We start from the raw sequence: 21,992 nt of genomic DNA, 5'->3' as shown, positions 1-21,992 counted from the left end.
GTCGTCACTCCCGGGGGTCGGCTTGGCGTAGTCCTGCAGGCTGACCCCACGTAGGGGATGAGCGACCTGCGGATTACCGGACCTCAGGGTCGGCCGGGCCCCGCGATTTCCGTCCTGGGGGTGACCGGGTTGTCCACACCGGCCGAGTTGTCCACAGGTCGGTGCATGCCTCTTGACTCGGCCATCAAGCGTTGTCACATTCATTGATGTCAGTTTCGTACGGGCAGGCGGCGGGGGCGATCGGTTCGCCGCGGGACGGCTGAGGGGATGGGAGGGCGGCCATGGCAGGGGGACTTTCAGCGGAGCTGCACGGCTTCCAGGCGGTGCAAAGGCTCGCGTACGAGTGCGCGGAGACGGTGGCCGCCCAGCTCAGACCGGGAACGACCGAACGGGAGGCGGCGCGTGCGATGCGCACCGAAGCGGTCGAGCGCGGCGTGCGGGACTGGTTCCATCTGCCGTTCGCCTGGTTCGGCGACCGCACGGCGTTCGCCGGGTTCAAGCTGCCGACGCAGTTCTTCCCCACCAACCGCCCGCTGGAGCCGGGGATGCCCTTCATCCTCGACATGGCGCCGGTCCACGGCGGATTCACCGCCGACATCGGGTATTCGGGCAGCCTCGGCCCCAACCCGCTGCACGACCGGCTGATGACCGACCTTCGCGAGCACCGCGAATTCATCCTGCACCAGGTCAGGCAGCGGCGTTCGCTGCGGCATATATACGAGGACGTCGACCGGCTGATGGGCAGGCAGGGGTACGAGAACCGGCACCGCGCCTATCCCTTCGGGGTGATCGCGCACAAGGTCGACCGGGTCAGGGAACGCCGCTGGTCACCGCATATCGCCGGGTTCGGCACCCAGAGCCTGCGCGGCCTGGCCAAGGACGCGCTGCACGGCCACCGGGACGGCTGGTCACCGCTGTGGAGCCGCTATCGGATGTCGGACCATCCACCGCACCCGGGGCTGTGGGCAGTTGAACCGCATCTGGGGTTCCGGGGTACCGGCGCGAAGTTCGAGGAGATCCTCGTCGTCACCGACTCGGCCGACCCCGAGGAGAGCGCGTTCTGGCTCGACGACGAACTCCCGCATGTGAAGCGGTGGAAGGAAGCCGGGCTGTTCGCGACCACGAAGGGGGAAGCATGACATCCGAGCCACGCGAGCGCCTGGTGCGCTCGGGCGACATCGAGCTGTGCACCGTCGAGTACGGGGCCACCGCGCACCCGACCATCGTCCTGGTGCACGGCTATCCGGACAGCAAGGAGGTGTGGAACCCGGTCGCCGAGCGGCTGGCCGACCGCTTCCATGTGGTGCTGTACGACGTGCGGGGGCACGGCCGGTCCTCTGCGCCGACACCGCTGCGCGGCGGCTTCCGGCTGGAGAAGCTGACCGATGACTTCCTGGCGGTGGCGGACGCGGTCAGCCCCGACCGTCCGGTGCACCTCGTCGGCCATGACTGGGGATCCGTACAGGGCTGGGAGTTCGCCATCGTCGGCCGCACCGAAGGCCGGATGGCCTCGTTCACCTCCATCTCCGGACCGTCACTCGACCACTTCGGCCACTGGATCAAGCAACGCCTGAAACGCCCCACCCCGCGCGGTACGGCCCAACTACTCGGCCAGGGCGCGAAGTCGTGGTACGTCTACGCACTCCACACGCCCGTCCTACCGGAGTTGGCCTGGCGGGGAACGCTCGGCAGACAGTGGCCGAAGCTCCTGGCCCGTGCGGAGCGGCTCGATCCGGGCGCTTACCCCACGGACTCGCTACCGCAGGACGCCGCACACGGCACCTGGCTCTACCGGGACAACGTGCGCCCCCGGCTGCGCCACCCCCGCGACGACTCCTACGCCCATGTCCCGGTCCAGCTCATCACCCCGATCGGCGATCCGTTCCTGTCACCGCGGCTGTACGACGACCTGGAGCGCTGGGCACCCGGGCTGCGTCGCAGGACACTGCCCACCAAGCACTGGGTGCCGCGCACCAGACCAGACCAGTTGGCCGAGTGGATCAGCGAGTTCGTGACCACCCACGAGGACGGCGCAGGGCCGTCGGCCAGCACGGCGGCCAACGGCGCGGTCAGGGCAGGGTCCGGGGCGGGCGGCTCACCGCGCAGGGCGCGGAGCGGCAGACCAGCGACGAGGTCCGCCCGCGACAAGGCGGCCTACGCGGAGCGGTTCGCCGGGCAGCTCGTGCTGGTGACGGGTGCGGGCAGTGGCATAGGCCGCGCCACGTCCTTCGCGTTCGCCGAGGCGGGGGCGTGCGTCATCGCCGTCGACCGGGACGCCGAGGCCGCGGGCAGAACCGCGGAGCTGTCACGGCTGGTGGGCGCACCGGACGCATGGGCCGAGACCGCGGACGTCTCCGACGAGCAGGCGATGGAGAAGCTCGCCGCCCGGGTCGCCGCCGAGTACGGCGTCGTGGACGTGCTGGTGAACAACGCGGGGATCGGCCTGTCCGGCTCGTTCCTCGACACCTCCACCGAGGACTGGCGCAAGGTGCTCGACGTCAATCTGTGGGGGGTCATCCACGGCTGCCGACTCTTCGCCCAGCAGATGGTCGACCGCGGTCAGGGCGGCCACATCGTCAACACCGCCTCCGCGGCGGCCTATCAGCCTTCTCGCGCGCTGCCCGCCTACAGCACCTCGAAGGCCGCCGTACTCATGCTCAGCGAGTGCCTGCGCGCCGAGCTGTCCGCGCACGACATCGGGGTGACCGCCATCTGCCCCGGCCTGGTCAACACCAACATCACCGCCACGGCGCGCTTCGCCGGTGTCTCGGACAGCGAGCAGGAGCGCCTGCGCGCCAGGTCCTCCCGGCTGTACCGCATACGCAACTACCCGCCGGAGAAGGTCGCCGACGCCGTCCTGGGCGCCGTGCTGCGCAATGCGGCTGTGGTGCCGGTGACGCCAGAAGCGCGCGGTGCCCAACTGCTCGCCCGGCTGTCGCCCAAGGCCCTGCGGGCGATGGCCCGGATCGACCCGCCCCTGTAGCCCAGCACCCCAGCCTCAGCCAGAAGGAAGCACCGCCCATGGACACCCCGGACCCGGCCCCGAGCCCCGCCTCGACCACGTCGTCTCCGTCCGCGCACTCCATCAGGCCGCGCCGCGTCTCCTTCGACTGGCAGCGCACCCCGCTGCACTGGATACCGGACGAGCCCACCGCGACCCATGTCATCAACGTGCTGCACCTGCTGCTCCCCGCCGGAGAGCGATGGTTCGTCAAGGTCTTCAAGGAGGCACTGCCCCTGGTCACTGATCCCGAACTGCTCAAGGACGTCAAGGGCTTCATGGGCCAGGAGGCCACCCACAGCGTCCAACACTCCTATGTTCTCGACCACTTGGCCGAGCAGGGCCTGGACACCAGTGAGTACACCAGGCACGTGGACTGGATGTTCGATGTGCTGCTCGGTGAACGCCCGCCCGCCTGGCTACCGGTCGCGCCGCGCGAGTGGCTGCGTTTCCGGCTGTCGCTGATCGCCGCGATAGAGCAGTTCACCGCCGTCCTCGGCGACTGGATACTGCGCGCCGAGGGCCTGGAGCGGGCGGAGCCGGACGAGGTGATGCTCGACCTGCTGCGGTGGCACGGCGCGGAGGAGGTCGAGCACCGCGCGGTCGCCTTCGACATGTACCAGCACACCGGCGGCACCGGCCTGCCGCGCTACGCCCGACGTATCGAGGGCATGGCCATCACCGCGCCGGTCCTGCTGTGGCTGTGGGGGGTCGGCGCGGCGTACCTGATACGTCACGACCCCCAGTTGCGCGGCACCCTGCCGTACACCCTGCGGGAGCACAACAAGGCGGTCAGGAAGGGCCTGCTGCCCTCCTGGCGTGAGCTTGGCGCGGCCATCCCGCGGTATCTGCGACGGTCGTACCATCCCTCTCAGGAAGGGTCGCTGCGCGCGGCCGTCGAATACCTGGCCACGTCCCCCGCGGCCAGAGCGGCGGCCGGCGCGATCGGCCGGGCGGCGGCGTCGTAGCCGACGCCCCGTAAGGAGCACGAACAGTGACGCGACAGTCGCGGGGCACACCGGGAAAGCCGACCGGAGCAGCCGCTACCACCGTCGGCGCGAGCGGCACCACCGCAACCGCCGCCGACCCGGCCTACCGCATCGAGGACCTGGCACGCGAGAGCGGCGCCACGGTCCGGACCATTCGCGCCTACCTGGACCGCGGTCTGCTGCCCAAGCCCGAGCGGCGCGGCCGGGCCAATCTGTACGGAGACGTACATCTGGCCCGGCTGCGGCAGATCGCCGAACTGCTGGAGCGTGGATACACCCTTGCCAGCATCAAGGAACTGCTGGCGGCATGGGACGCCGGGACCGGGCTCGGTGGAGTCCTCGGTCTGGTCAGCGAGGTGGACCGGCCGTGGTCCGACGAGCGCCCGGCCCGCATGGGACGCCGTGAGCTCGCCGAGACCTTCGGCGGCGTCGCGGACGACGGGGCCATCGCCGAAGCGGTCGAACTCGGCGTGCTGGAACCCGTTCCGGACACGGACGAGGAATTCGTGGTCCCCAGTCCCCAGGAGCTGGCGGTCGCCGCGGAACTGCACACGGCGGGCGTGCCGCTGACCGCGATCTCCGGCCACCTCAGGGAATTGCGCGGCCAGGTCGAGCACATCGCGGAGCGGTTCCTGGAGTTCACCACCGAGTACGTGTTCCAGCCGTATCTGGACCACCCGCCGACCGAGGCGGAGGCCACCGAGGCCGCCGCACTGGTACGACGGCTGCGCCCGCTCGCCCAGCAGACCGTGGACGCCGAACTCGCCCGCGCGATGCGGACGTTGGCGACCCAGCTGGTCCAACGCCACCTCGGCGCACACCAGCAACCGGAACCGCAGCCAGCTCAAGCACTCCCGGAGCGGGCCCCCTCACCCCCGGAGCCACCGGCCCAGCCCCAGCAGGCCACCATCGCCCTGCCCGAGTCCACGCTGCGCTCCGTACGGTCCCTGGTCGGCGCCCGCAACACGGCGCCCTTCATCGCCGCGGCCGCCGAACGCGAGGTCCAGGCTCGCACCATGGACAAACTGATGCCGTAAGTGAGGATGGCGGTCATGAGCCATCCCCAACTGCCCAGCACCGAGGCCGCCGTCGTCGCGATCCGCGAGACCGCGGCGGCGCACGGCCGCGAGTCGCGGGTCACCCACGACATCGGCGCCGACCACTCCACGCGCCGCACCGCGGCCGGGGCGTTCGCGGTCGCCGACCCCGACGGCAGCCTGCCGCACGAGGCGTATGTGGAGATCCCCGGCTCACCCGAGGTCGCCATCGAGGTCTACTCCGAGGGCGACGTCAAGATCATCGTCGATGGAGTCGAGTTCCATGACATCCCCCGAGACTCCGCTCCCGCCTTCCTCACCGCCGTCTACACCAACCGTGCCTTCGTGAAGCTGAGCTTCCTGCCGCCCCACCAACGCCTGATCGTGCCCCTCCCCGGCGACGAGACCTACAAGGAGGTCATCACCAGCCCGACCCCCACCCCATGGCTCAGCGCCAGGGCCCGCTAGCCGCGGGCCTGTCCGGCGGATCTTCATCGGGCCGCGCCAGCCGTGTGACCGCGCGCCGCGACTCATGGTGCCGACCGAGTTCCGAAGATCCGCCGCCGAAGGCCTAGAGCTGGGCCAAGCCGTCGGTCGCGATCTTTTCGAAGATCGCCATATCGGCCTCGAAGATCGAATCGGCGATCGGCCAGTGCAGGACGATCTCGGTGATGCCCAATTCCGCGTAGCGGCCCGCGTAGTCGACGAAGGCGTCCACCGAGTCCAGCGGGCGCTCGCTCGTGGAGCCCTGGAGCAGGATGCGGTCCAGCTCACGCGGATCACGGCCGGCTTCGGCGCAGGCCGCCTCCAGCTTCTCCATCTGTGCCCGCACCACGCCCGGGCAGTCCTCCACCGGCACGTCCCGGGGACCGCGCGGGTCGCCGTAGGTCACCCAGGCCTGCCCGTACCGCGCGGCGAGCCGCAGGCCGCGCGGGCCGGTCGCAGCGACGGCGAAGGGCAGCCGGGGCCGCTGTACGCAGCCGGGAATGTTGCGTACCTCGTGCGCCGAGTAGAAGTCGCCCTCGCGGGTCACCACGTCATTGGTCAGCAACTCGTCGAGGAGGCCGATGAACTCCCCGAAGCGGTCGGCGCGTTCACGCGGCGACCATGCCTCGTTGCCCAGCGCGGTCGCGTCGAAACCGGTACCCCCCGCCCCGATCCCGAGCGTCACCCGGCCGCCGCTGACGTCGTCCAGCGTGATCAGTTCCTTTGCCAGGGTGACCGGGTGCCGGAAGTTCGGCGAGGTCACCAGAGTGCCGAGGCGCATGCGCGACGTGGCACCGGCCGCCGCGGTCAACGTGGGCACGGCCCCGAACCACGGCAGGTCGCGGAAGCTGCGCCAGGACAGATGGTCGTAGGTGTACGCGGTGTGGAAGCCGAGTTGCTCGGCGCGCCACCACACCTCACGCCCCTCCGACCAGCGGTGTACCGGGAGAATCACAGTGCTCAGTCGCATGCCATCGACTCTAAGCGCCCCGCCACTCGAACCAAGACCCGGTGCATCACGCGGCACATCCCGCCGCCTGTCCGCGAGCCACCCAGCCGAACCACAGCCTCCGTCCGCCAACCAGCCGATTCGCCCGGGTCGCCACACCCCCCGGGGGATAACCCCCGACCCCCCAGCCGAACCACAGCCCCCACCCCACGAGCCACCCAATTCGCCCGGGTTTAACCTGAATGCAGGGGGGTGCCCCAGGAGGTCGCCATGACCAGGAAAGTCGCCGACTGCCGCAAGTTCCCCAGTGAGTCGCACTGCACGATCGCCATCACGGGGGAAGAGGAGGAAGTGGTCCAGGTAGCCGTTGAGCATGCGGTCGCGGACCACCACCACAAGGACAGCCCGGAGCTGCGCGAGCAAATCCGCGGGATGCTTGAGGAAGAGCGCATTCCGGCCATCCCGAAGTCGGGACCGCCGCCTCCCGAGGGCGAGATCTTCGATCTCTGACCTCGCACGGTTCTGATCCCGCACCGCGGACCCACGGGACGGCTGGGCCCTGACCGGCCGCCGAGTCCCCGTACGCCCTGCCGCCCCTCCCGCACGCCTGTCCGCCGTTGTGCGCCACTATGGACCCCGTGACCTCGCTCTCCCGCCCTCCGCAGCCCTCCCGGTCTCCGCAGCCCCCGGCCGCGCCCTGCGCGCCCCGGCTGATCGCCACCGACCTGGATGGCACGCTGCTGCGCGACGACCGGACGGTCTCCGCCCGCACCGTCGCCGCGCTGGCGGCCGCCGAGGAGGCGGGCATCGAGGTGTTCTTCGTCACCGGCCGCCCGGCCCGCTGGATGCATGTGGTCGCCGCCGCTCCGCTCAACGGAGACCCGGGCCGCCGTTCGTTCCTCACCAACGGCATCGCCATCTGCGCGAACGGCGCCGCCGTCTATGACCTGCACCGAGACCTTCTGCTGAAGGCGTTCCCGCTCGCCGAGCGCGACGCACGCGCTGTCGTGGCCGCGGTACGCGCCGCCGTCCCCGGTACGACCTTCGCAGTCGAGCGGACCGGCGGCTTCCACTACGAACCGGAGTACGCGGCGGCCTGGGCGGAGGCCGACTCCGTCGTCGGCCCCATCGAGGAGTTGCTGGGCCTCGACGCCGACCAGCCGGTGCTCAAGCTGCTCGCCCGGCATGACACCGCCGACCCGGACGCGTTCCTGACGGCGGCCCGCGGTGTGGCCGGGGAGCACGCCGAGTTCACCCGGTCCAGTCCCTCCGCGCTGCTGGAGATCAGCGGCGTCGGCGTCAGCAAGGCCAGCACCTTGGCCCGCTGCTGCGCGGAGCGCGGCATCACCGCCGCCGAGGTGATCGCCTTCGGCGATATGCCGAACGACCTGGCGATGCTCGGCTGGGCCGGTACCTCGTACGCGGTGGCCAACGCCCACCCCGACGTACTCGCCGCGACCACCCACCACACGGCGGCCAACGAGCAGGACGGCGTCGCCCACATCATCGAAGCGATCCTGGCCGACTGCACGTAGCAGGCTGGCCGCCACGGTCGACACAGATGCCGTCACGGTGCTGCGGACCTGCGGCCACGCGAGTACGGCGGCCTACGGCAGGCCCCGTTCGCCGCGGATCCGCCGAGCAGGCATTACAGCGGCGACTCCCAGACCACCCGCGCCCCCACCCCGTCCGGCCCCTCGCCGTAGCAGCTGGACCCGCCCAGTGCCTCCGCACGGCGCGCCAGATTGCGCAGGCCGCTGCGCCGTCCGCCGTCCGGGATGCCCACACCGTCGTCGATCACCGTCAACCGCACCCCGCGCTCCCCACTCGGCAGGGTGACCGTCGCATCCACCTGGACGTCGATCCTGGAGGCACATGCGTGCCGGAAGGCGTTGGACAGCGTCTCGCGCAGTGCGGCGATGAGGTTCTTCGCGGGCACTTCGCCGACCAGCGCGTCGACCGCGCCGATGAACCGCACCGCCGGCGCGAACCCCAGCGGCACCGAGGCCTGCCCGAGTTCCCGCAGCACCCGGGTACGCAGCCCGACCGGGGCGTCGGCGGGCGCCTGCTGAAGCGCGAAGATCGCGGTCCGAACCTCCTGGATCGTGGCGTCCAGCTCGTCCGCCGCATCGCCGATACGTTCCCGCACCTCCGGCACCTCGGACCGGCGCTGCGCGCTCTCCAGCAGCATCCCGGTCGCGAAGAGCCGCTGCACCACCAGATCGTGCAGATCGCGCGCGATGCGGTCGCGGTCCTCGTAGACCGCGAGCCGCTCCCGGTCGCGTTGTGCGTCGGCGAGCACCAGCGCGACCGCCGCCTGGTGCGCGAACTGCTCGGCGAGCCGCCGCTCCGTGTCCGAGAACGGGGTGGCCCCGCGCATGCGCGGCAGCGCCAGCGTGCCGATCACCTTTCCGCCGCTGCTCAGCGGCAGCATCATGCTGGGGCCGAAGAAGCGGGCGGCATCGGCGGTCATCCGCTCGTCCGTCGCCGAGTCCGCCACGAACACCGGCTCGCCCGCGAGGAGTTGGGAGACGATCGGGCTGGTGGGCGCGATCACCGTGCCCACCAACGGAATCGGTTCGTCGGTGGCGGCCGCGACGATCTCCATTCCGCCCTCCTCAGTGGGCAGCAGCACAACACCCGCCGCCGAGTCGGCCAGTCGCCGCGCCTGCTCGGCCACGACCTGCAGCGCCTCGTCCGCGTCGATTCCGGTGACCAGCGCCGTGGTGACGGCGTTGACGCCGTCGATCCAGCGGTCCCGCTGCCGGGTCGCCTCGTACAGCCGGGCGTTGCCGATCGCCACGCCCGCCTGGGCGGCGAGTATCTGCGCGGTGTGCAGATCGACGTCGGAGAACTCCGCGCCCGCTGGCTTCTCGGTCAGGTAGAGGTTCCCGAAGACGTCGTCGTCCACTCGGATCGGCACATCCAGGAAGCTCCGCGACCGCGGATCGTGCAGCAGGGCGTCGAGCAGCCCCTGGTACCCGTCCGGCAGCGTCCCGAGCCGGTCGGCGACGTTCTGGTCGATGCCGTGGGTGATGACGTCGCGCAGGGCGCCGCCGTCCGGGTCGACCACGCCGAGGGCCGCGTAGCGGGCGCCCACCAGTTCGGCGCCGGTCGCGACGATCCGGCGCAGGGTCTCATGCAGGTCAAGGCCGGTGCCGACGGAGACCACGGCGTCCAGCAGTTGTGGAAGCCGATCACTCAGCTCGGCCAGCTCCCCGAGATCCCCTGCGTGGTCTGCCATGCCACGAGGGTAAATGGCCCGCTTTGGTGCGAGAAACCACTAAACCAGCCGTTAGTGCGGTTTCAATGACTTCGCCAGCAGAAGCGGGAAGCGATCAGCCCACCGGCAAAGGCTCGGTGGCCCGCTCACGTTCCAGCAGGCCGCGGAACGGCCCTTCGACGGCGGCCAGTTCCTCGTACGTTCCGCGCTGCACCGCACGGCCGTGGTCGAGCACGATGATCTCGTCGACCGCGCCGGGGGCCGCGAGCCCGGCCAGCCGGTGGGTGATCAACACGGTGGTGCGACCCTCGGTGACCCGCAGCAGATCGGCGGTGAGCGCGTCCGCCGTCGGTAGGTCGAGGTGCTCGGCGGGCTCGTCGAGTATCAGGACCGGGAAGTCGGCGAGCAGTGCACGGGCCAGCGCCAGACGCTGCCGCTGGCCGCCGGACATCCGCGCCCCATGCTCACCGACAAGGGTGTCCAGTCCTTCGGGAAGCGAATCCACCCAGTCGAGCAGGCGTGCGGCGGCGAGCGCGGCGCGCAGCTGGGCTTCGGACGCCGCCGGACGCGCCAACCGCAGGTTTTCCCGCACCGAGCTGTCGAAGACATGCGCGTCCTGCGCGCACAGCCCGACCAGGCGGCGCACCGCATCGCCGTCCAGCGCCGCCGCGTCGACTCCACCCAGGCTGTAGGTACCGGCCTCGCGGTCCACGAAGCGCAGCAGCGCCTGGGCGAGCGTGGTCTTCCCGGCGCCGGACGGCCCGATGACGGCGATCCGGCGCCCAGGAGCCAGATCGAGGTCGAACCCTTCGAGCGCTGGCTCCCGCTGCCCTGGATGACGTACCGTCAGATTCCTTATGGTCAGCGGGAACGGGGACGCAGGCGGAGCGGCGGGATCCTCCGGCTCGTGTACCGGAACCGGGGTGTCCAGCACCTCGTGGACGCGCTCGGCGGCCCGGCGGCTGCGGCGCCGGTGCAGCGCCGCCGGCGGCATCGCGGCCACCGCCTCGAACGCGGCCAGCGGGGTGAGCACGACAACGGCCAGTTCCACCCCGGCCAGACGGCCGTCGGCGACCGCCAGCACGCCCAGATAGGCACTGATCGCTACGGTGAACCCGGTGATCAGCGCGGTGAGTCCGGCGCCGAGCGCGGTGGCGGCGGCCGAGCGGGCGGCGATACGGGTGAGGACCCGGTCGGCCAGGACCGTCCCGTCGAGCCGGGCGGGCAGCGCGCCCGCGACCGTCAACTCAGCGGTCCCCGACAGCAGATCGACCACCTGAGTGGACAACCCACCGCGCGCGGGCGCCAGTTTGGCGTCGGTGCGCCGGGACACCGCGGCGGACAGCGCCGGAACGCCGACCCCGGCAGCGAGCAGCCCGACCGCGAGCGCCGCACCCGCCGCGGGCAGCAGCCAGGTGACGAACCCCACGCAGACCGCACTCACCACCACCGCGCTGGCCGCCGGAAGCAGCCAGCGCAGGAAGTAGTCCTGCAGCGAGTCGACATCGGCGACCAGCCGGGAGAGCAGGTCGCCGCGCCGCGTGTCGCGCAGCCCGGACGGCGCGAGCCGCTCCAGCCGCCGGTAGACAGCGGCGCGCAGGTCCGCGAGCGCCCGGAAGACGGCATCGTGGGAGACGAGGCGCTCGGCGTAGCGGAAGACCGCGCGCCCGATGCCGAAGGCACGGGTCGCGGTGGTGGCCACCAGCAGGTAGAGCACCGGGGGATGTTGGGAGGCACGGGAGATCAGCCACCCCGAGGTGGCCATCAGGCCGACCGCGCTGGCGAGCGTGAGGGCGCCGAGCAGCACGGCGAGCGCGAACCGCGCGCGCAGGGGGCGCGCCATCCGCCGTACGCGGGCCAGCGCGCCGGGAGCGCTTACGGCTTCCCGGACCGGGTCCGCGACCTGCTCGGGACGCCGCTGCTCCGGTGCCGGGGGCTGGACGTCCGTAACCCGCGCCTCCCCTGCCCGGCCTGGAACTTGGGCGAGGGCCTGGGGCGCCTTGGGGTTCTCCAGCCGGATGACGCGGTCCGCCACCGCGAGCAGTGCCGGTCGGTGGACGACCATGATGACGGTGCGGCCCCGGGAGAGGCGGCGGACCGCGTCGACGACGGCCGATTCGGTCTCGCCGTCCAGATTCGCCGTCGGCTCGTCGAGCAGCAGTAGCGGGCGGTCCGCGAGGAACGCGCGGGCCAGCGCGAGGCGTTGGCGCTGACCGGCCGACAGGCCCGCGCCGTCTTCGCCGAGGCGGGTGTCAGTGCCTCGTGGGAGGCTTTCTGTGAAGTCGAGGGCGTTGGCGTTCCGAAGGGCTTCGGTGACTTCGTCGTCGCTTGCTTCGGGGCGCGCCAGCCGGACGTTGTCGGCGATGGATCCGGCGAACAGATAGGGATGCTGGGGGACCCAGGCGATCTGGTTCCGCCAGCTGTCCAGGCTCAGGGAGGTGAGATCGGTGGCGTTGACGCGAATACGGCCGGAGGTCGGCCGGGTGAAGCCCAGCAGGGCGCCCAGCAGGGTCGTCTTGCCCGCGCCGGACGGGCCGGTGATGGCCACCGTCTCGCCGGGGCGGACCGTGAAGCTGGTCTGCGCGAGCGAGGGTTCGTCCCGTCCCTGATGGGTCACGGTCAGGTGGTCCACGGTCAACGTTGCGGTGCGGGCATCGGGTGCCGTGACCGTTCCCGTGGTCGGCGCCGGAGTCTCCAGCAGTGCGAACACCTCGTCCGCGGCGGCGAGTCCCTCCGCCGCCGCGTGGTACTGCGCGCCGACCTGGCGCAGCGGCAGGTAGGCCTCGGGGGCGAGGACGAGGACCAGTAGGCCGGTGTGGAGATCGAGCCCGCCGTCGACCAGTCGGAAACCGATGCCGACCGCGACCAGCGCCACCGAGATGGTGGAGAGCAGTTCCAGTGCGAAGGAGGAGAGGAAGGCGATGCGCAGCGTCTTGAGCGTGGCCCGCCGGTAGTCGTCGGTGATCTTGCGGATCGCCGCTGCCTGGGCCTTGGCGCGGCCGAAGACCTTCAGCGTGGGCAGACCGCTGACCACATCGAGGAAGTGACCGGACAGCCGGGACAGCAGCCGCCACTGCCGCCGCATCCGCGCGTCGGTGTACCAGCCGATCAGGGCCATGAACACCGGGATCAGCGGCAGGGTCATGGCGATCACCAGCGCCGACTCCCAGTCGGCGGTGGCGATCCTGGCCAGCACGACCACCGGTACCACGACGGCCAGGCCGAGTTGCGGCAGATAGCGCGCGAAGTAGTCGTCGAGGGCGTCCACGCCGCGCAGGGCGAGGGTGGTGAGTTCGCCGATGCGCTGCGGGCCGCCGCGCGGTGAGTCGGCCGATGCGGGGCCGAGTCGGGTCGCTTGGGCGAGCAGTCGGCGGCGCAGCTCGGACTTGACGGAGGCGCTGGTGCGGTGGGCGGCGAGTTCGGTGAGCCAGCCCACGGCCGCACGGCCGAGGGAGACGGCGGCGAGGAGGGCTATGGCAGAAGCGAGCCGGGATGTTCCGTAGTGGTGTTGGAAGGCACCGACCACGATTTCGGCGATGAGCATCGCCTGGGCGACGACCAGGCCCGCTCCGGCGAGGCCGAGTGCCACCGTCGCGGCGAGGAAGACGCGGGTGGTTCTGGCGTACCGGAGCAGGCGCGGGTCGACGGGTCGCATGGTGACCTCAGTGGGTGATCGGATCGGGTATGTGGTGGGTCCCGATACGCTTGCGGAAGACCCAGTAGGTCCAGCCCTGGTAGGCGAGGACGAGCGGCGTCATGATGCCCGCGAGCCACGTCATGATCTTCAACGTGTACGGGCTGGACGACGCGTTGGAGACCGTCAGGCTCCACGCCGGGTTGGTCGTGGACGGCATCACGTTCGGGAACAGCGCCAGGAACAGCATGGCGACCACGGCCGCGATGGTGACTCCGGACAGGGCGAACGCCCAACCTTCCCGTCCGCGCCGGTTGAGCACCAGCGCCACGGCCAGCGCGGCCACGGCGACGATCAGCGCGACCAGGCTGCGCCCGTTGCCGCTGTGCGCCTGGGTCCAGACCAGGAACGCCAGTGCGGCGGCTCCGGCCACCAGTCCGAGGACACCGGCCATGGCGCGCGCCCTGGTCCGCACCTCGCCGAGGGTCTTCAACGCCGCGAACACCGCACCGTGGAAGGTGAACAGCGTCAGCGTCACCACCCCGCCCAGCAGCGCGTACGGGTTGAGGAGGTCCGGCAGCGTACCGGTGAAGTCCTTCTGCGCGTTGATCGGCACACCCCGCACGATGTTGGCGAAGGCCACCCCCCACAGGAAGGCGGGCAGCAGGGAGGTGTAGAAGATCGCGTGCTCCCAGTTGCGCTTCCACCGCGCGTCATCGCGCTTGGCCCGGTACTCGAAGGCGACACCGCGCACGATCAGGCAGACCAGGATGATCAGCAGCGGTAGGTAGAAGCCACTGAACAGCGTGGCGTACCAGTCGGGGAAGGCCGCGAAGGTGGCACCGGCCGCGGTGAGCAGCCAGACCTCGTTGCCGTCCCAGACCGGGCCGATCGTGTTGATCAGTACCCGGCGCTCCTTCTCGTCCCGCGCCAGCAGTTTGGTGAGCACGCCGATGCCGAAGTCGAAGCCCTCCAGGAAGAAGTAGCCGGTCCACAGAACGGCGATCAGCACGAACCAGACGTCGTGAAGGTGCATGGTCGTTCTCTCCCGATCTCTGCCGTACGCCGGTCAGTAGGCGAAGGCCAGGGGCTTGTCGGACTCGGCGTCCTCGCCGCCGCCCGCGCCGCCGGACGGGCCGCGCAGCCGTGGGTCACGCGCCGGGGGCCGCTCGTCGGTGGCCGGTCCCGCCTTGGCGTAGCGGACCATCAGCCGTACCTCGATGACCGCGAGGATCGCGTAGAGCACGGTGAAGACCGACATCGAGATGATGACGTCGGTGTGGCTGACGCCGGGGGAGACCGCGTTGCGGGTCTTCATCAACCCGTAGACCACCCACGGCTGCCGTCCCATCTCGGTGAAGATCCAGCCGAAGGAGTTGGCGATCAGCGGGAAGCCCATGGTGAGGATGCCGATGCGCCAGGACCACTTGGTGAAGAGCGTGCTCATCTCCCGCTTGGGCGTGAGCATCAGCCGCGGCACCTCCTCGTCACCGGTGCGGAACTCCGGCGCGAGCCAGCGCTTCCTGCGGGTGGTCCACAGTCCGACCAGTCCGGCGACGAACGAGGTCATCCCGAAGCCGATCATCAACCGGAAGCCCCAGAAGGTGACGAAGATGTTGGGGATGTAGTCGTCCGGCTTGCCGCCGTACCTGGCCGCCTCCTGCTTGGCCACGTCGTTGATGCCGGGTACGGCCTCGTGGAAGTTGCTGTGTGCGAGGAAGGACAGGATTCCGGGAACGGACAGCTCGACGGTGTTGTGGCCCTTGTTGACATCGCCGACCGCGAAGACCGAGAAGGGCGCGGGTGCCTGGGTGTCCCAGAGCGCTTCGGCCGCCGCCATCTTCATCGGCTGCTGTTCGAACATCACCTTGCCGAGGCTGTCACCGCTGACGGCGGTGCCGAGTCCGGCGATGACCGCGAGGACCAGGCCGGTCCGCAGTGAGCTGCGCATCGCGCCGATCCGTTTGCGGTCCTTCTCCGTGACGGTCTCGCCCGCGGTCTGCTGGCGCTTGGCCTTCCACAGGTGGAACGAGGCGATGCCCACGACGAACGCGGCGCCGGTGAGGAAGGAGGCGGTGAGCGTGTGGAAGGCCTGCACGAGCGCGGTGTTTTGGGTGAGCACCGTCCAGATGCTGGTGAGTTCGGCCCGTCCGGTGTGCGGGTTGATCTGGTAGCCGTTGGGGTGCTGCATCCAGGAGTTGGCGGCGAGGATGAAGTACGCGGACAGCAGCGTGCCGACGGAGACGATCCAAATGCACGCGCAGTGCAGCTTCTTCGGCAGCTTGTCCCAGCCGAAGATCCACAGTCCGATGAAGGTGGACTCGAAGAAGAAGGCGATCAGCGCCTCCATGGCGAGCGGTGCACCGAAGACATCACCGACGAACCGCGAGTAGTCCGACCAGTTCATACCGAACTGGAACTCCTGCACGATGCCCGTGACCACGCCCATCGCGATGTTGATGAGGAAGAGCTTTCCCCAGAACTTGGTGGCGTGGAAGTACTTCAGCTTGCCGGTCCGCACGTACGCCGTCTCGAACCCGGCGGTGATGGCGGACAGGCTGATGGTGAGCGGGACGAAGAGGAAGTGGTAGACGGTCGTGATGCCGAACTGCCACCGCGCCAGAGTCTCCGGGGCGAGAGCCAGATCCACGTCGCGTCTCCTTACCTTGGGGCGCGGGTGAGCTTGTGAACGCGTTCACATTCACAAGCAATTATTACTCAGCCGTTTTGAGCTCTTGACAGGGGGGTGGGTGACCCTCTTCACACGGCTGACGTGGCCGTTCGCGCGCTCACCGTAAGGGCGCCGGAACGCACCGGGGGCGCGCCGAAATGGCGCGCCCCTGGTCGTCCGCGCGGCGATTCGTCCGTTGTTCCGCCTGGCGGCGCCCTACAGCTCCTTGCGGAACTCCGCCGCCGCCCGCAGGAACAGGTCGTTGGCCTCCCGCTCGCCGATCGTCGCCCGGATGCCCTCGCCCTGGAACGGCCGCACCACGACTCCCGCGCGCTCGCAGGCCGCCGCGAAGTCCAGCGTGCGGTCGCCGAGCCGCAGCCAGACGAAGTTCGCCTGCGTCTCCGGCACCGTCCAACCCTGCTCGGTCAGCGCCTCGTACACCCGGGTGCGCTCCGCGACGAGCGAGTCCACCCGCTCCAGCAGCGCCTCCTCCGAGCGCAGCGACGCGACCGCCGCGTCCTGGGCGAGCTGGCTCACCCCGAACGGCACCGCGGTCTGCCGCAGCGCCGCCGCCACCGGTTCATGCGCGATGGCGAAGCCGACCCGCAGCCCGGCCAGCCCGTACGCCTTGGAGAAGGTACGCAGCACACAGACGTTGGGGCGGTCCCGGTAGAGCTCGGTGCCGTCCGGCACCTGCGGGTCGCGGATGAACTCGCGGTACGCCTCGTCCAGCACGACCAGCACATCGGACGGCACCCGGTCGAGGAACCGCTCCAGCTCCGCGCGGCGCACCACGGTCCCGGTCGGGTTGTTGGGATTGCACACGAAGATCAGCCGGGTGCGGTCGGTGACCGCGGCCAGCATCGCGTCGAGATCGTGCACCTCGCCGTCGGTCAGCGGCACCGGTACCGAGGTCGCACCGGCGACCTGCGTGATGATCGGGTACGCCTCGAACGACCGCCATGCGTAGATCACCTCGTCGCCGGGGCCCGAGGTGGCCTGCAGCAGCTGCTGGGCCACGCCCACCGAGCCGGTGCCGGTCGCGATGTGGCTCTCCGGTACGTCGAAGCGCTTCGCCAGCTCGGCGGTGAGCCCGGCGCACGCCATGTCCGGGTAGCGGTTGAAGGACTGCGCGGCGTTGGTCACCGTCTCCATGACGCCGGGCAACGGGGCGTACGGGTTCTCGTTGGAGGACAGCTTGTAGACGGGCGCGCCGGTCGCGGAGACCGCGGGCTTGCCCGGCTTGTACACAGGGATGCCGCGCAGTGCGGCACGGAGCCTGGGTTGTGCTTCTGTCACCGTAGGTCCTCCTCGACCATCCCGTCGTACGGGCGCCCGCCAGTGGTCGTCCCGTACTCCCACGCCGTACTCAGCGGCTGCTCACACCCTACGAGGGGGCGTGCACCGAACGGGAGGGGTCATATGCCCCGGCGTACGCCGGTGGCGTGCGCCCTGGCGCGCATCACTCGTACAGGTGAGGTGAGGCGCCCCGGCAAACTGGACCACACGGCGAATCGACCGGACCGTATGGCCAACCAAAGAGTCCAAATCCCTTGTTCTGCCTGGCATTTCAAGGGGAGACCCGCCTTGCCCATATACAGAAACGTCACTGCCCAACGCCGCTCGCCAGCCTCCGCCACCAGACCCCCCGAGCCCTACTATCGGCCTGCCATGACAGCAGCAGGTAACCACCAGGCGAGCCGGTCCGGGCGCCGGCTGGAGCGAGCGGGGATCCGGGACGTGGCCGCCGCGGCCGGGGTCTCGATCACCACTGTCTCCGACGCACTCAACGGCAAAGGCCGTCTGCCCGACGCTACCCGTCGACACGTCCGCGAGGTCGCGAACCGACTGGGCTATCGCCCGTCTGCCGCAGCCCGCACCCTGCGCACGGGTAGATCGGGGCTGATCGGCCTCACGGTGACGACGTACGGGGAAGAACCTTTCACCTTCACCGAGTTCGCCTACTTCGCGGAGATGGCCCGCGCCGCCACCTCCGCCGCTCTGGCCCGCGGTTACGCCCTGGTGATCCTGCCCGCGTCCTCCCGCCACGATGTCTGGAGCAATGTGGCGCTGGACGGCACGGTGGTCATCGATCCGTCCGACCACGACCCGGTGGTGGCCGATCTGGTCCGGCAGGGCATCCCCGTGGTCAGCGACGGTCGCCCGGCGGGCAATCTTCCGGTGCACGCCTGGGTCGACAACGATCACGAACAGGCTGTTCTCGGCATCCTCGACCATCTCGCGGACGCTGGCGCTCGTCGTATCGGCCTACTCACCGGCACCAGCACCGACACGTACACCCGCCTGTCGACCACCGCGTACCTCGACTGGTGCGAGCGGGTGGGCCAGGAACCGGTGTACGAGTCCTACCCGGCACACGACCCCTGCGCCGGCGCGGTCGCCGCCGACCGGCTGCTCGCCAGGCCCGACCGTCCCGACGCCGTCTACGGTCTGTTCGACCCCAACGGCACCGACCTGCTCGCCGCGGCCAGGCGGTACGGGCTGCGCGTCCCCGAGGATCTGCTGCTGGTCTGCTGCAGTGAACGTGCGGCGTACGCCACCACCGAGCCGCCGATCAGCACGCTTTCCCTCAAGCCGGGCCGGATCGGCACCGCGGTCGTGCAACTGCTGATCGACGCTATTGAGGGGGTGGGCTCCGGCCGACCGGTGGCTCAGGTCATGCCGACCGATCTGATCGTCCGGGCCTCCTCGCAGCGGCGTTCACCACGAACCACGGTGAGTCCGCCGCGCTCCCCGGAGAACGATTGAACGGAATTCGACGGTCCGGCAGGCGTCTGCGGGGTGTCCTGGAGCCAGCGGGCAGACAATTTCACGGATATTGTCCGCTCCGCCCCAATTGGCAGGTGGCAGGTGCGTCGCAACGCGAGAGCGGCATTCCTATGATGGGCGGATGACACCGGAGGACGCGTCGGCGCAGGCCGCGCAGGGCGCGGCGGCGGTGCACGGCGGCGCGATGGTGGAGGGGTCGATGACTCAGGGGGCCGGTCAGGAACCCGTAACGCCCGGAGTGAGTGCGCCGGTGAGCTGGCGCCCGGCCGAGCCTGTCCTTCCGCCGGGCGTGGAGCTACCGCCCGCGCCCGGGTATCCGCAGGGCACGCCGGCGTCTCCGGACGGCCCGACCGTGTTCGAGGAGGCGACCGCCTTTCCGGTGATCCCGTCGTCCGGTTTCCCTGGTGCGTCCGGCGCGTCCGCCCTGACCGGCCGGGGGCTGACCGGCCAGGGCCTTCCGCTGGGGGCACCGATGGCACCCGGACTCGCCGGCACCCCGGCCGCGCCCGGCTTCCCGCAGGCGCAGTCCGCGGCTCCGGCCGCGCCGCCCGCCGTCGACTACACGCCGACCGCGCGCGACCTGCCCGTGGTCAAGTCCGCCGAGTACACGCCGACCGTCCAGCTGGAGACGGTGACCGAGCCGGAGGACGGGCCGCCCGGACCGCTGTACGTGGTGGGCGACGTCCACGGCTACCTCGACGAGTTGCGCGCCGCGCTGCACGCCGAGGGGCTCATCGACGCCGAGGGGCACTGGTCGGCGGGCCGGGCGAGGCTGTGGTTCCTCGGTGATTTCACCGATCGCGGTCCGGACGGCATCGGCGTCATCGACCTGGTGATGCAGCTGTCCGCCGAGGCGGCCGCCGCGGGCGGCTACACCAAGGCGTTGATGGGCAACCATGAACTGCTGCTGATCGGCGCCAAGAGGTTCGACGACACCCCCGTCAACTCCGCCGCGGGCACCGCGTCCTTCCTCGCCGCCTGGCGGCTCAACGGCGGGCAGCCCAGCGACATGGAACGGCTCCAGGACCACCATGTGGCCTGGATGTCACGCCTGGACGCGGTGGCGCTGGAGGACGACCATCTGCTGCTGCACTCGGACACCACCGCGTACCTGGAGTACGGCACCAGCATCGACGCGGTCAACGACGCGGTGACCGGTGTGCTCCAGCGTGCGGACGCCGACGAATGCTGGGAGCTGTTCCGCAAGTTCACCAAGCGCTTCGCCTTCCGCGGCGACACGGGCACCCTTGCGGCACGCGAGCTCCTCGACGCCTACGGCGGAGAGCGCGTCGTCCACGGCCACAGCCCCATCCCGTACCTGCTGGGCGAGGTCGGCACCGAGGACGGCGGCGAGGGCAGTGCCCCGGCGGTCTCCGGGCCGCATGTCTACGCCGACGACCTCGCGGTCGCGATGGACGGCGGAGTGACGATGGAGGGCAAGCTACTGGTGGCCCAACTACCGCTCGACGTATAGGTTTTGGCAACTCATCGAATACAGACTGGCAGGGGGCAATCTTCGCGAGCCGGGCAACACCTCGCCGTTGGAAGGCGACCCTGAGCAGCCGATTTCTGTAAACACTCTGTCACCGTGTCAGTGCCGCGCTCTACCATCGGGTTATCCGTCACACGCTCGCCTCCGCTTCCGACCAACCACCCCGGTACCAGGACGGTCCAGGGCAGGCCGGAGGGGAACGGAGCATCGGGGGATGTACATGAACAGCGCTCCGCACCTGCTGACCGAAGACCGCCCGGAGTTCGAGCGGGTCCTCGACGAGGCGCTGCGAGCGGCGGCGGACGCGCCCGCCGCCAATGGAACGCGGCTCAGCTCTGAGCAGCTCCGCGCCATGGCCCTTAGTGCCATCGCCGCGATATCGGCGTGCGCCGCCGCCGAGTACGACCACTACCTGGCGGTCCGCGAGTCGCTGCGCGCCCCCGTTCCCGGTCCGCCGCGCGGCGACAACCGGCACGCCACGGCGGGCGGCGGCGCGGGCGACACCTCGGCGGGCGCCGGTCTGTTCGCGATCGTCGCGGTCCTCACGCCGATCCTGGCCGGTACCGCCGCGCTGATCTTCCTGCTGGTCGGATACGTACTGGCGGCGATGGATCCGGAGCCCGCGATAGCGGCGCCGCTGCGCACCGCGGGCTGGCTGTTCCTCGCGGTCGCCGGTGCCGGGGTGCTGGCGGGCACGGTCGGCCTCGTGCTGACCGCGTTGCGCGACGGCTCGTCGGCGATCCGGGCGACGCGCCACGAGGACCCGGCCGAGGTCATGGCGGCAAAGGACGCCTGGCTGACGGCGTTGATGGAGCGCGGCATGCTGCCGTTCCTCCGCGAAGCGCAGGCCGGCAGCGCGCGTGCCGACTCCGCCGCCAGGCTGCCGAGTTCCCGCTCTGACGGCACGGGGCGACCGCGGCGCGAGCTGACGGACGACGAGGACGGCGATCCTCGTATGCCGCACGGACTGGGCTACTCACGCCCCGGCTTCTCCAGCCCGGGCGGCGAGGAGCCGGACTCCGGCCCGCCCCGGTTCAGCAGCCCGCACTACACGAGCCCGGACTTCAGCAGCCGCGACTTCGGCAGCCGCGACGTCGGCGACCCGGACGCCGAGCGCGGCTGAACTCCACGGCGTACCCGCCGGGCGGCACTGATACCGACATGCCAGAGCCGCCAGACGGGGATCTGGCCTGCCCGCACTGACCTGCGCGTACTCCGCAGACGGGTGGTTAATCGGCCTATCACATAGGGCCCTGGGCTGGATACGGCCAGCCGCGAACTAGCTTCGGTGTGCACCAGGACGGACATTCCGCATCCAACTGCCTGTAAACCCCCATATCGGCATGGGTCGGAGACAGGCCAGCCAGACCTTCCCTCCCAGGAGTTGAGCAGATGGTTCTGCAGTCCAAGCTCAGTAGGGCACTTGTCGCCGTCGCCGCGAGTGCGCTCCTCACCAGCACCGCCGTTGTCCCCGCGGTCGCGGACCAGTACCCGTTCCCCGCGTCCAGCCCCCAGGACGACCCCCACCACCACGGCGGTCGCCATGACCGCGACCATGACCGGGACCATGACGGCGACCACCGTCACGACCGGGACCACAACGGCGACCACCGCCACGACCGCGACCACAACGGCGACCACCGCCACGACCGCGACCACAACGGCGACCACCGCCACGACCGCGACCACAACGGCGACCACCGCCACGACCGCGACCACA

16 protein-coding genes and 1 pseudogene are annotated in these 21,992 nt (G+C 70.5%); 11 read left to right on the top strand and 6 right to left on the bottom strand.

Features of this window, described 5'->3' with window-relative positions:
• The first annotated feature begins 281 nt into the window (after nucleotides 1-281).
• From P2L57_RS22985 to P2L57_RS22965, 5 genes are all read left to right on the top strand, one after another.
• Entirely contained in the window at nucleotides 282-1,139 is an 858-nt protein-coding gene (locus P2L57_RS22985; protein ID WP_275817543.1) for a M24 family metallopeptidase, read from the top strand.
• Nucleotides 1,136-2,983, top strand: a complete 1,848-nt coding sequence (locus P2L57_RS22980; RefSeq protein WP_275817541.1) for an SDR family oxidoreductase — start codon at nucleotides 1,136-1,138, stop codon at nucleotides 2,981-2,983. The genes P2L57_RS22985 and P2L57_RS22980 overlap by 4 nt, the downstream gene beginning before the upstream one ends.
• A gap of 38 nt (nucleotides 2,984-3,021) precedes the next feature.
• On the top strand, nucleotides 3,022-3,969 hold the full coding sequence (locus P2L57_RS22975) for a metal-dependent hydrolase (RefSeq protein ID WP_275817539.1): 948 nt from the start codon (nucleotides 3,022-3,024) through the stop codon (nucleotides 3,967-3,969).
• 131 nt (nucleotides 3,970-4,100) lie between these two features.
• Nucleotides 4,101-5,027, top strand: a complete 927-nt coding sequence (locus tag P2L57_RS22970) for a MerR family transcriptional regulator (RefSeq protein ID WP_275817801.1) — start codon at nucleotides 4,101-4,103, stop codon at nucleotides 5,025-5,027.
• A 15-nt stretch (nucleotides 5,028-5,042) separates the two neighbouring features.
• On the top strand, nucleotides 5,043-5,495 hold the full coding sequence (locus P2L57_RS22965) for a hypothetical protein (protein ID WP_275817537.1): 453 nt from the start codon (nucleotides 5,043-5,045) through the stop codon (nucleotides 5,493-5,495).
• A gap of 103 nt (nucleotides 5,496-5,598) precedes the next feature.
• Here the strand turns inward: P2L57_RS22965 and P2L57_RS22960 are convergent, their stop codons facing one another.
• A complete protein-coding gene (locus tag P2L57_RS22960) occupies nucleotides 5,599-6,483 on the bottom strand; it encodes an LLM class flavin-dependent oxidoreductase (RefSeq protein WP_275817535.1) in 885 nt (294 codons plus the stop codon).
• A 249-nt stretch (nucleotides 6,484-6,732) separates the two neighbouring features.
• On the opposite strand from P2L57_RS22960, the gene P2L57_RS22955 reads away from it, so the two are divergent.
• Together P2L57_RS22955 and P2L57_RS22950 are read left to right on the top strand one after the other, a co-directional pair.
• On the top strand, nucleotides 6,733-6,972 hold the full coding sequence (locus P2L57_RS22955) for a DUF1059 domain-containing protein (protein ID WP_275817534.1): 240 nt from the start codon (nucleotides 6,733-6,735) through the stop codon (nucleotides 6,970-6,972).
• Nucleotides 6,973-7,091: 119 nt separating this feature from the next.
• Nucleotides 7,092-7,997 carry an HAD-IIB family hydrolase gene (locus P2L57_RS22950; RefSeq protein ID WP_275817532.1) on the top strand — a complete coding sequence of 302 codons (906 nt, stop codon included), beginning with the start codon at nucleotides 7,092-7,094 and terminating at the stop codon, nucleotides 7,995-7,997.
• Between the two features lie 113 nt (nucleotides 7,998-8,110).
• Here the strand turns inward: P2L57_RS22950 and P2L57_RS22945 are convergent, their stop codons facing one another.
• The 5 genes from P2L57_RS22945 to hisC all read right to left on the bottom strand — a co-directional run bounded on the left by P2L57_RS22945 (nucleotide 8,111) and on the right by hisC (nucleotide 17,289).
• Nucleotides 8,111-9,706 (bottom strand): GAF domain-containing sensor histidine kinase, encoded by a 1,596-nt coding sequence (locus P2L57_RS22945; RefSeq protein ID WP_275817530.1) that lies wholly within the window; start codon nucleotides 9,704-9,706, stop codon nucleotides 8,111-8,113.
• Between the two features lie 94 nt (nucleotides 9,707-9,800).
• Nucleotides 9,801-13,340, bottom strand: coding sequence for a thiol reductant ABC exporter subunit CydD (cydD, locus tag P2L57_RS22940; protein ID WP_275817528.1), 3,540 nt, complete (start codon nucleotides 13,338-13,340; stop codon nucleotides 9,801-9,803).
• 7 nt (nucleotides 13,341-13,347) lie between these two features.
• Nucleotides 13,348-14,355, bottom strand: coding sequence for a cytochrome d ubiquinol oxidase subunit II (gene cydB / locus P2L57_RS22935; protein WP_275817526.1), 1,008 nt, complete (start codon nucleotides 14,353-14,355; stop codon nucleotides 13,348-13,350).
• 33 nt (nucleotides 14,356-14,388) lie between these two features.
• Nucleotides 14,389-15,969, bottom strand: coding sequence for a cytochrome ubiquinol oxidase subunit I (locus P2L57_RS22930; protein WP_275817524.1), 1,581 nt, complete (start codon nucleotides 15,967-15,969; stop codon nucleotides 14,389-14,391).
• 237 nt (nucleotides 15,970-16,206) lie between these two features.
• Entirely contained in the window at nucleotides 16,207-17,289 is a 1,083-nt protein-coding gene (gene hisC, locus P2L57_RS22925; RefSeq protein ID WP_275817522.1) for a histidinol-phosphate transaminase, read from the bottom strand.
• Nucleotides 17,290-17,661: 372 nt separating this feature from the next.
• Here hisC and P2L57_RS22920 point away from each other — a divergent pair, with 372 nt between their 5' ends.
• The 4 genes and pseudogenes from P2L57_RS22920 to P2L57_RS22905 form a co-directional block, all read left to right on the top strand.
• Nucleotides 17,662-18,759 (top strand): LacI family DNA-binding transcriptional regulator, encoded by a 1,098-nt coding sequence (locus P2L57_RS22920; RefSeq protein WP_275817520.1) that lies wholly within the window; start codon nucleotides 17,662-17,664, stop codon nucleotides 18,757-18,759.
• 220 nt (nucleotides 18,760-18,979) lie between these two features.
• Nucleotides 18,980-20,254 (top strand): metallophosphoesterase, encoded by a 1,275-nt coding sequence (locus tag P2L57_RS22915; protein ID WP_372515882.1) that lies wholly within the window; start codon nucleotides 18,980-18,982, stop codon nucleotides 20,252-20,254.
• A gap of 232 nt (nucleotides 20,255-20,486) precedes the next feature.
• Complete coding sequence (locus P2L57_RS22910) at nucleotides 20,487-21,395, top strand: hypothetical protein (protein WP_275817518.1); 909 nt, start codon at nucleotides 20,487-20,489, stop codon at nucleotides 21,393-21,395.
• Between the two features lie 269 nt (nucleotides 21,396-21,664).
• Nucleotides 21,665-21,992 (top strand): annotated as a pseudogene (locus tag P2L57_RS22905) (hypothetical protein); the annotation flags it as partial.

This window comes from Streptantibioticus ferralitis (assembly GCF_029223525.1).
In the GTDB taxonomy this organism is placed as follows: Bacteria; Actinomycetota; Actinomycetes; order Streptomycetales; family Streptomycetaceae; genus Streptantibioticus_A; species Streptantibioticus_A ferralitis.
This window is presented reverse-complemented; position numbering and strand designations above follow the sequence as displayed.

Excerpts from the sequence above, each read along its gene's own strand:
- P2L57_RS22955 (WP_275817534.1), top strand. The coding sequence starts at position 6,733 with ATGACCAGGAAAGTCGCCGACTGCCGCAAGTTCCCCAGTGAGTCGCAC.
- cydB (WP_275817526.1), bottom strand. The coding sequence starts at position 14,355 with ATGCACCTTCACGACGTCTGGTTCGTGCTGATCGCCGTTCTGTGGACC.
- cydD (WP_275817528.1), bottom strand. The coding sequence starts at position 13,340 with ATGCGACCCGTCGACCCGCGCCTGCTCCGGTACGCCAGAACCACCCGC.
- P2L57_RS22920 (WP_275817520.1), top strand. The coding sequence starts at position 17,662 with ATGACAGCAGCAGGTAACCACCAGGCGAGCCGGTCCGGGCGCCGGCTG.
- P2L57_RS22980 (WP_275817541.1), top strand. The coding sequence starts at position 1,136 with ATGACATCCGAGCCACGCGAGCGCCTGGTGCGCTCGGGCGACATCGAG.
- P2L57_RS22985 (WP_275817543.1), top strand. The coding sequence starts at position 282 with ATGGCAGGGGGACTTTCAGCGGAGCTGCACGGCTTCCAGGCGGTGCAA.
- P2L57_RS22945 (WP_275817530.1), bottom strand. The coding sequence starts at position 9,706 with ATGGCAGACCACGCAGGGGATCTCGGGGAGCTGGCCGAGCTGAGTGAT.
- P2L57_RS22915 (WP_372515882.1), top strand. The coding sequence starts at position 18,980 with ATGACTCAGGGGGCCGGTCAGGAACCCGTAACGCCCGGAGTGAGTGCG.
- P2L57_RS22960 (WP_275817535.1), bottom strand. The coding sequence starts at position 6,483 with ATGCGACTGAGCACTGTGATTCTCCCGGTACACCGCTGGTCGGAGGGG.
- P2L57_RS22950 (WP_275817532.1), top strand. The coding sequence starts at position 7,092 with ATGGACCCCGTGACCTCGCTCTCCCGCCCTCCGCAGCCCTCCCGGTCT.
- P2L57_RS22975 (WP_275817539.1), top strand. The coding sequence starts at position 3,022 with ATGGACACCCCGGACCCGGCCCCGAGCCCCGCCTCGACCACGTCGTCT.
- P2L57_RS22910 (WP_275817518.1), top strand. The coding sequence starts at position 20,487 with ATGTACATGAACAGCGCTCCGCACCTGCTGACCGAAGACCGCCCGGAG.
- P2L57_RS22965 (WP_275817537.1), top strand. The coding sequence starts at position 5,043 with ATGAGCCATCCCCAACTGCCCAGCACCGAGGCCGCCGTCGTCGCGATC.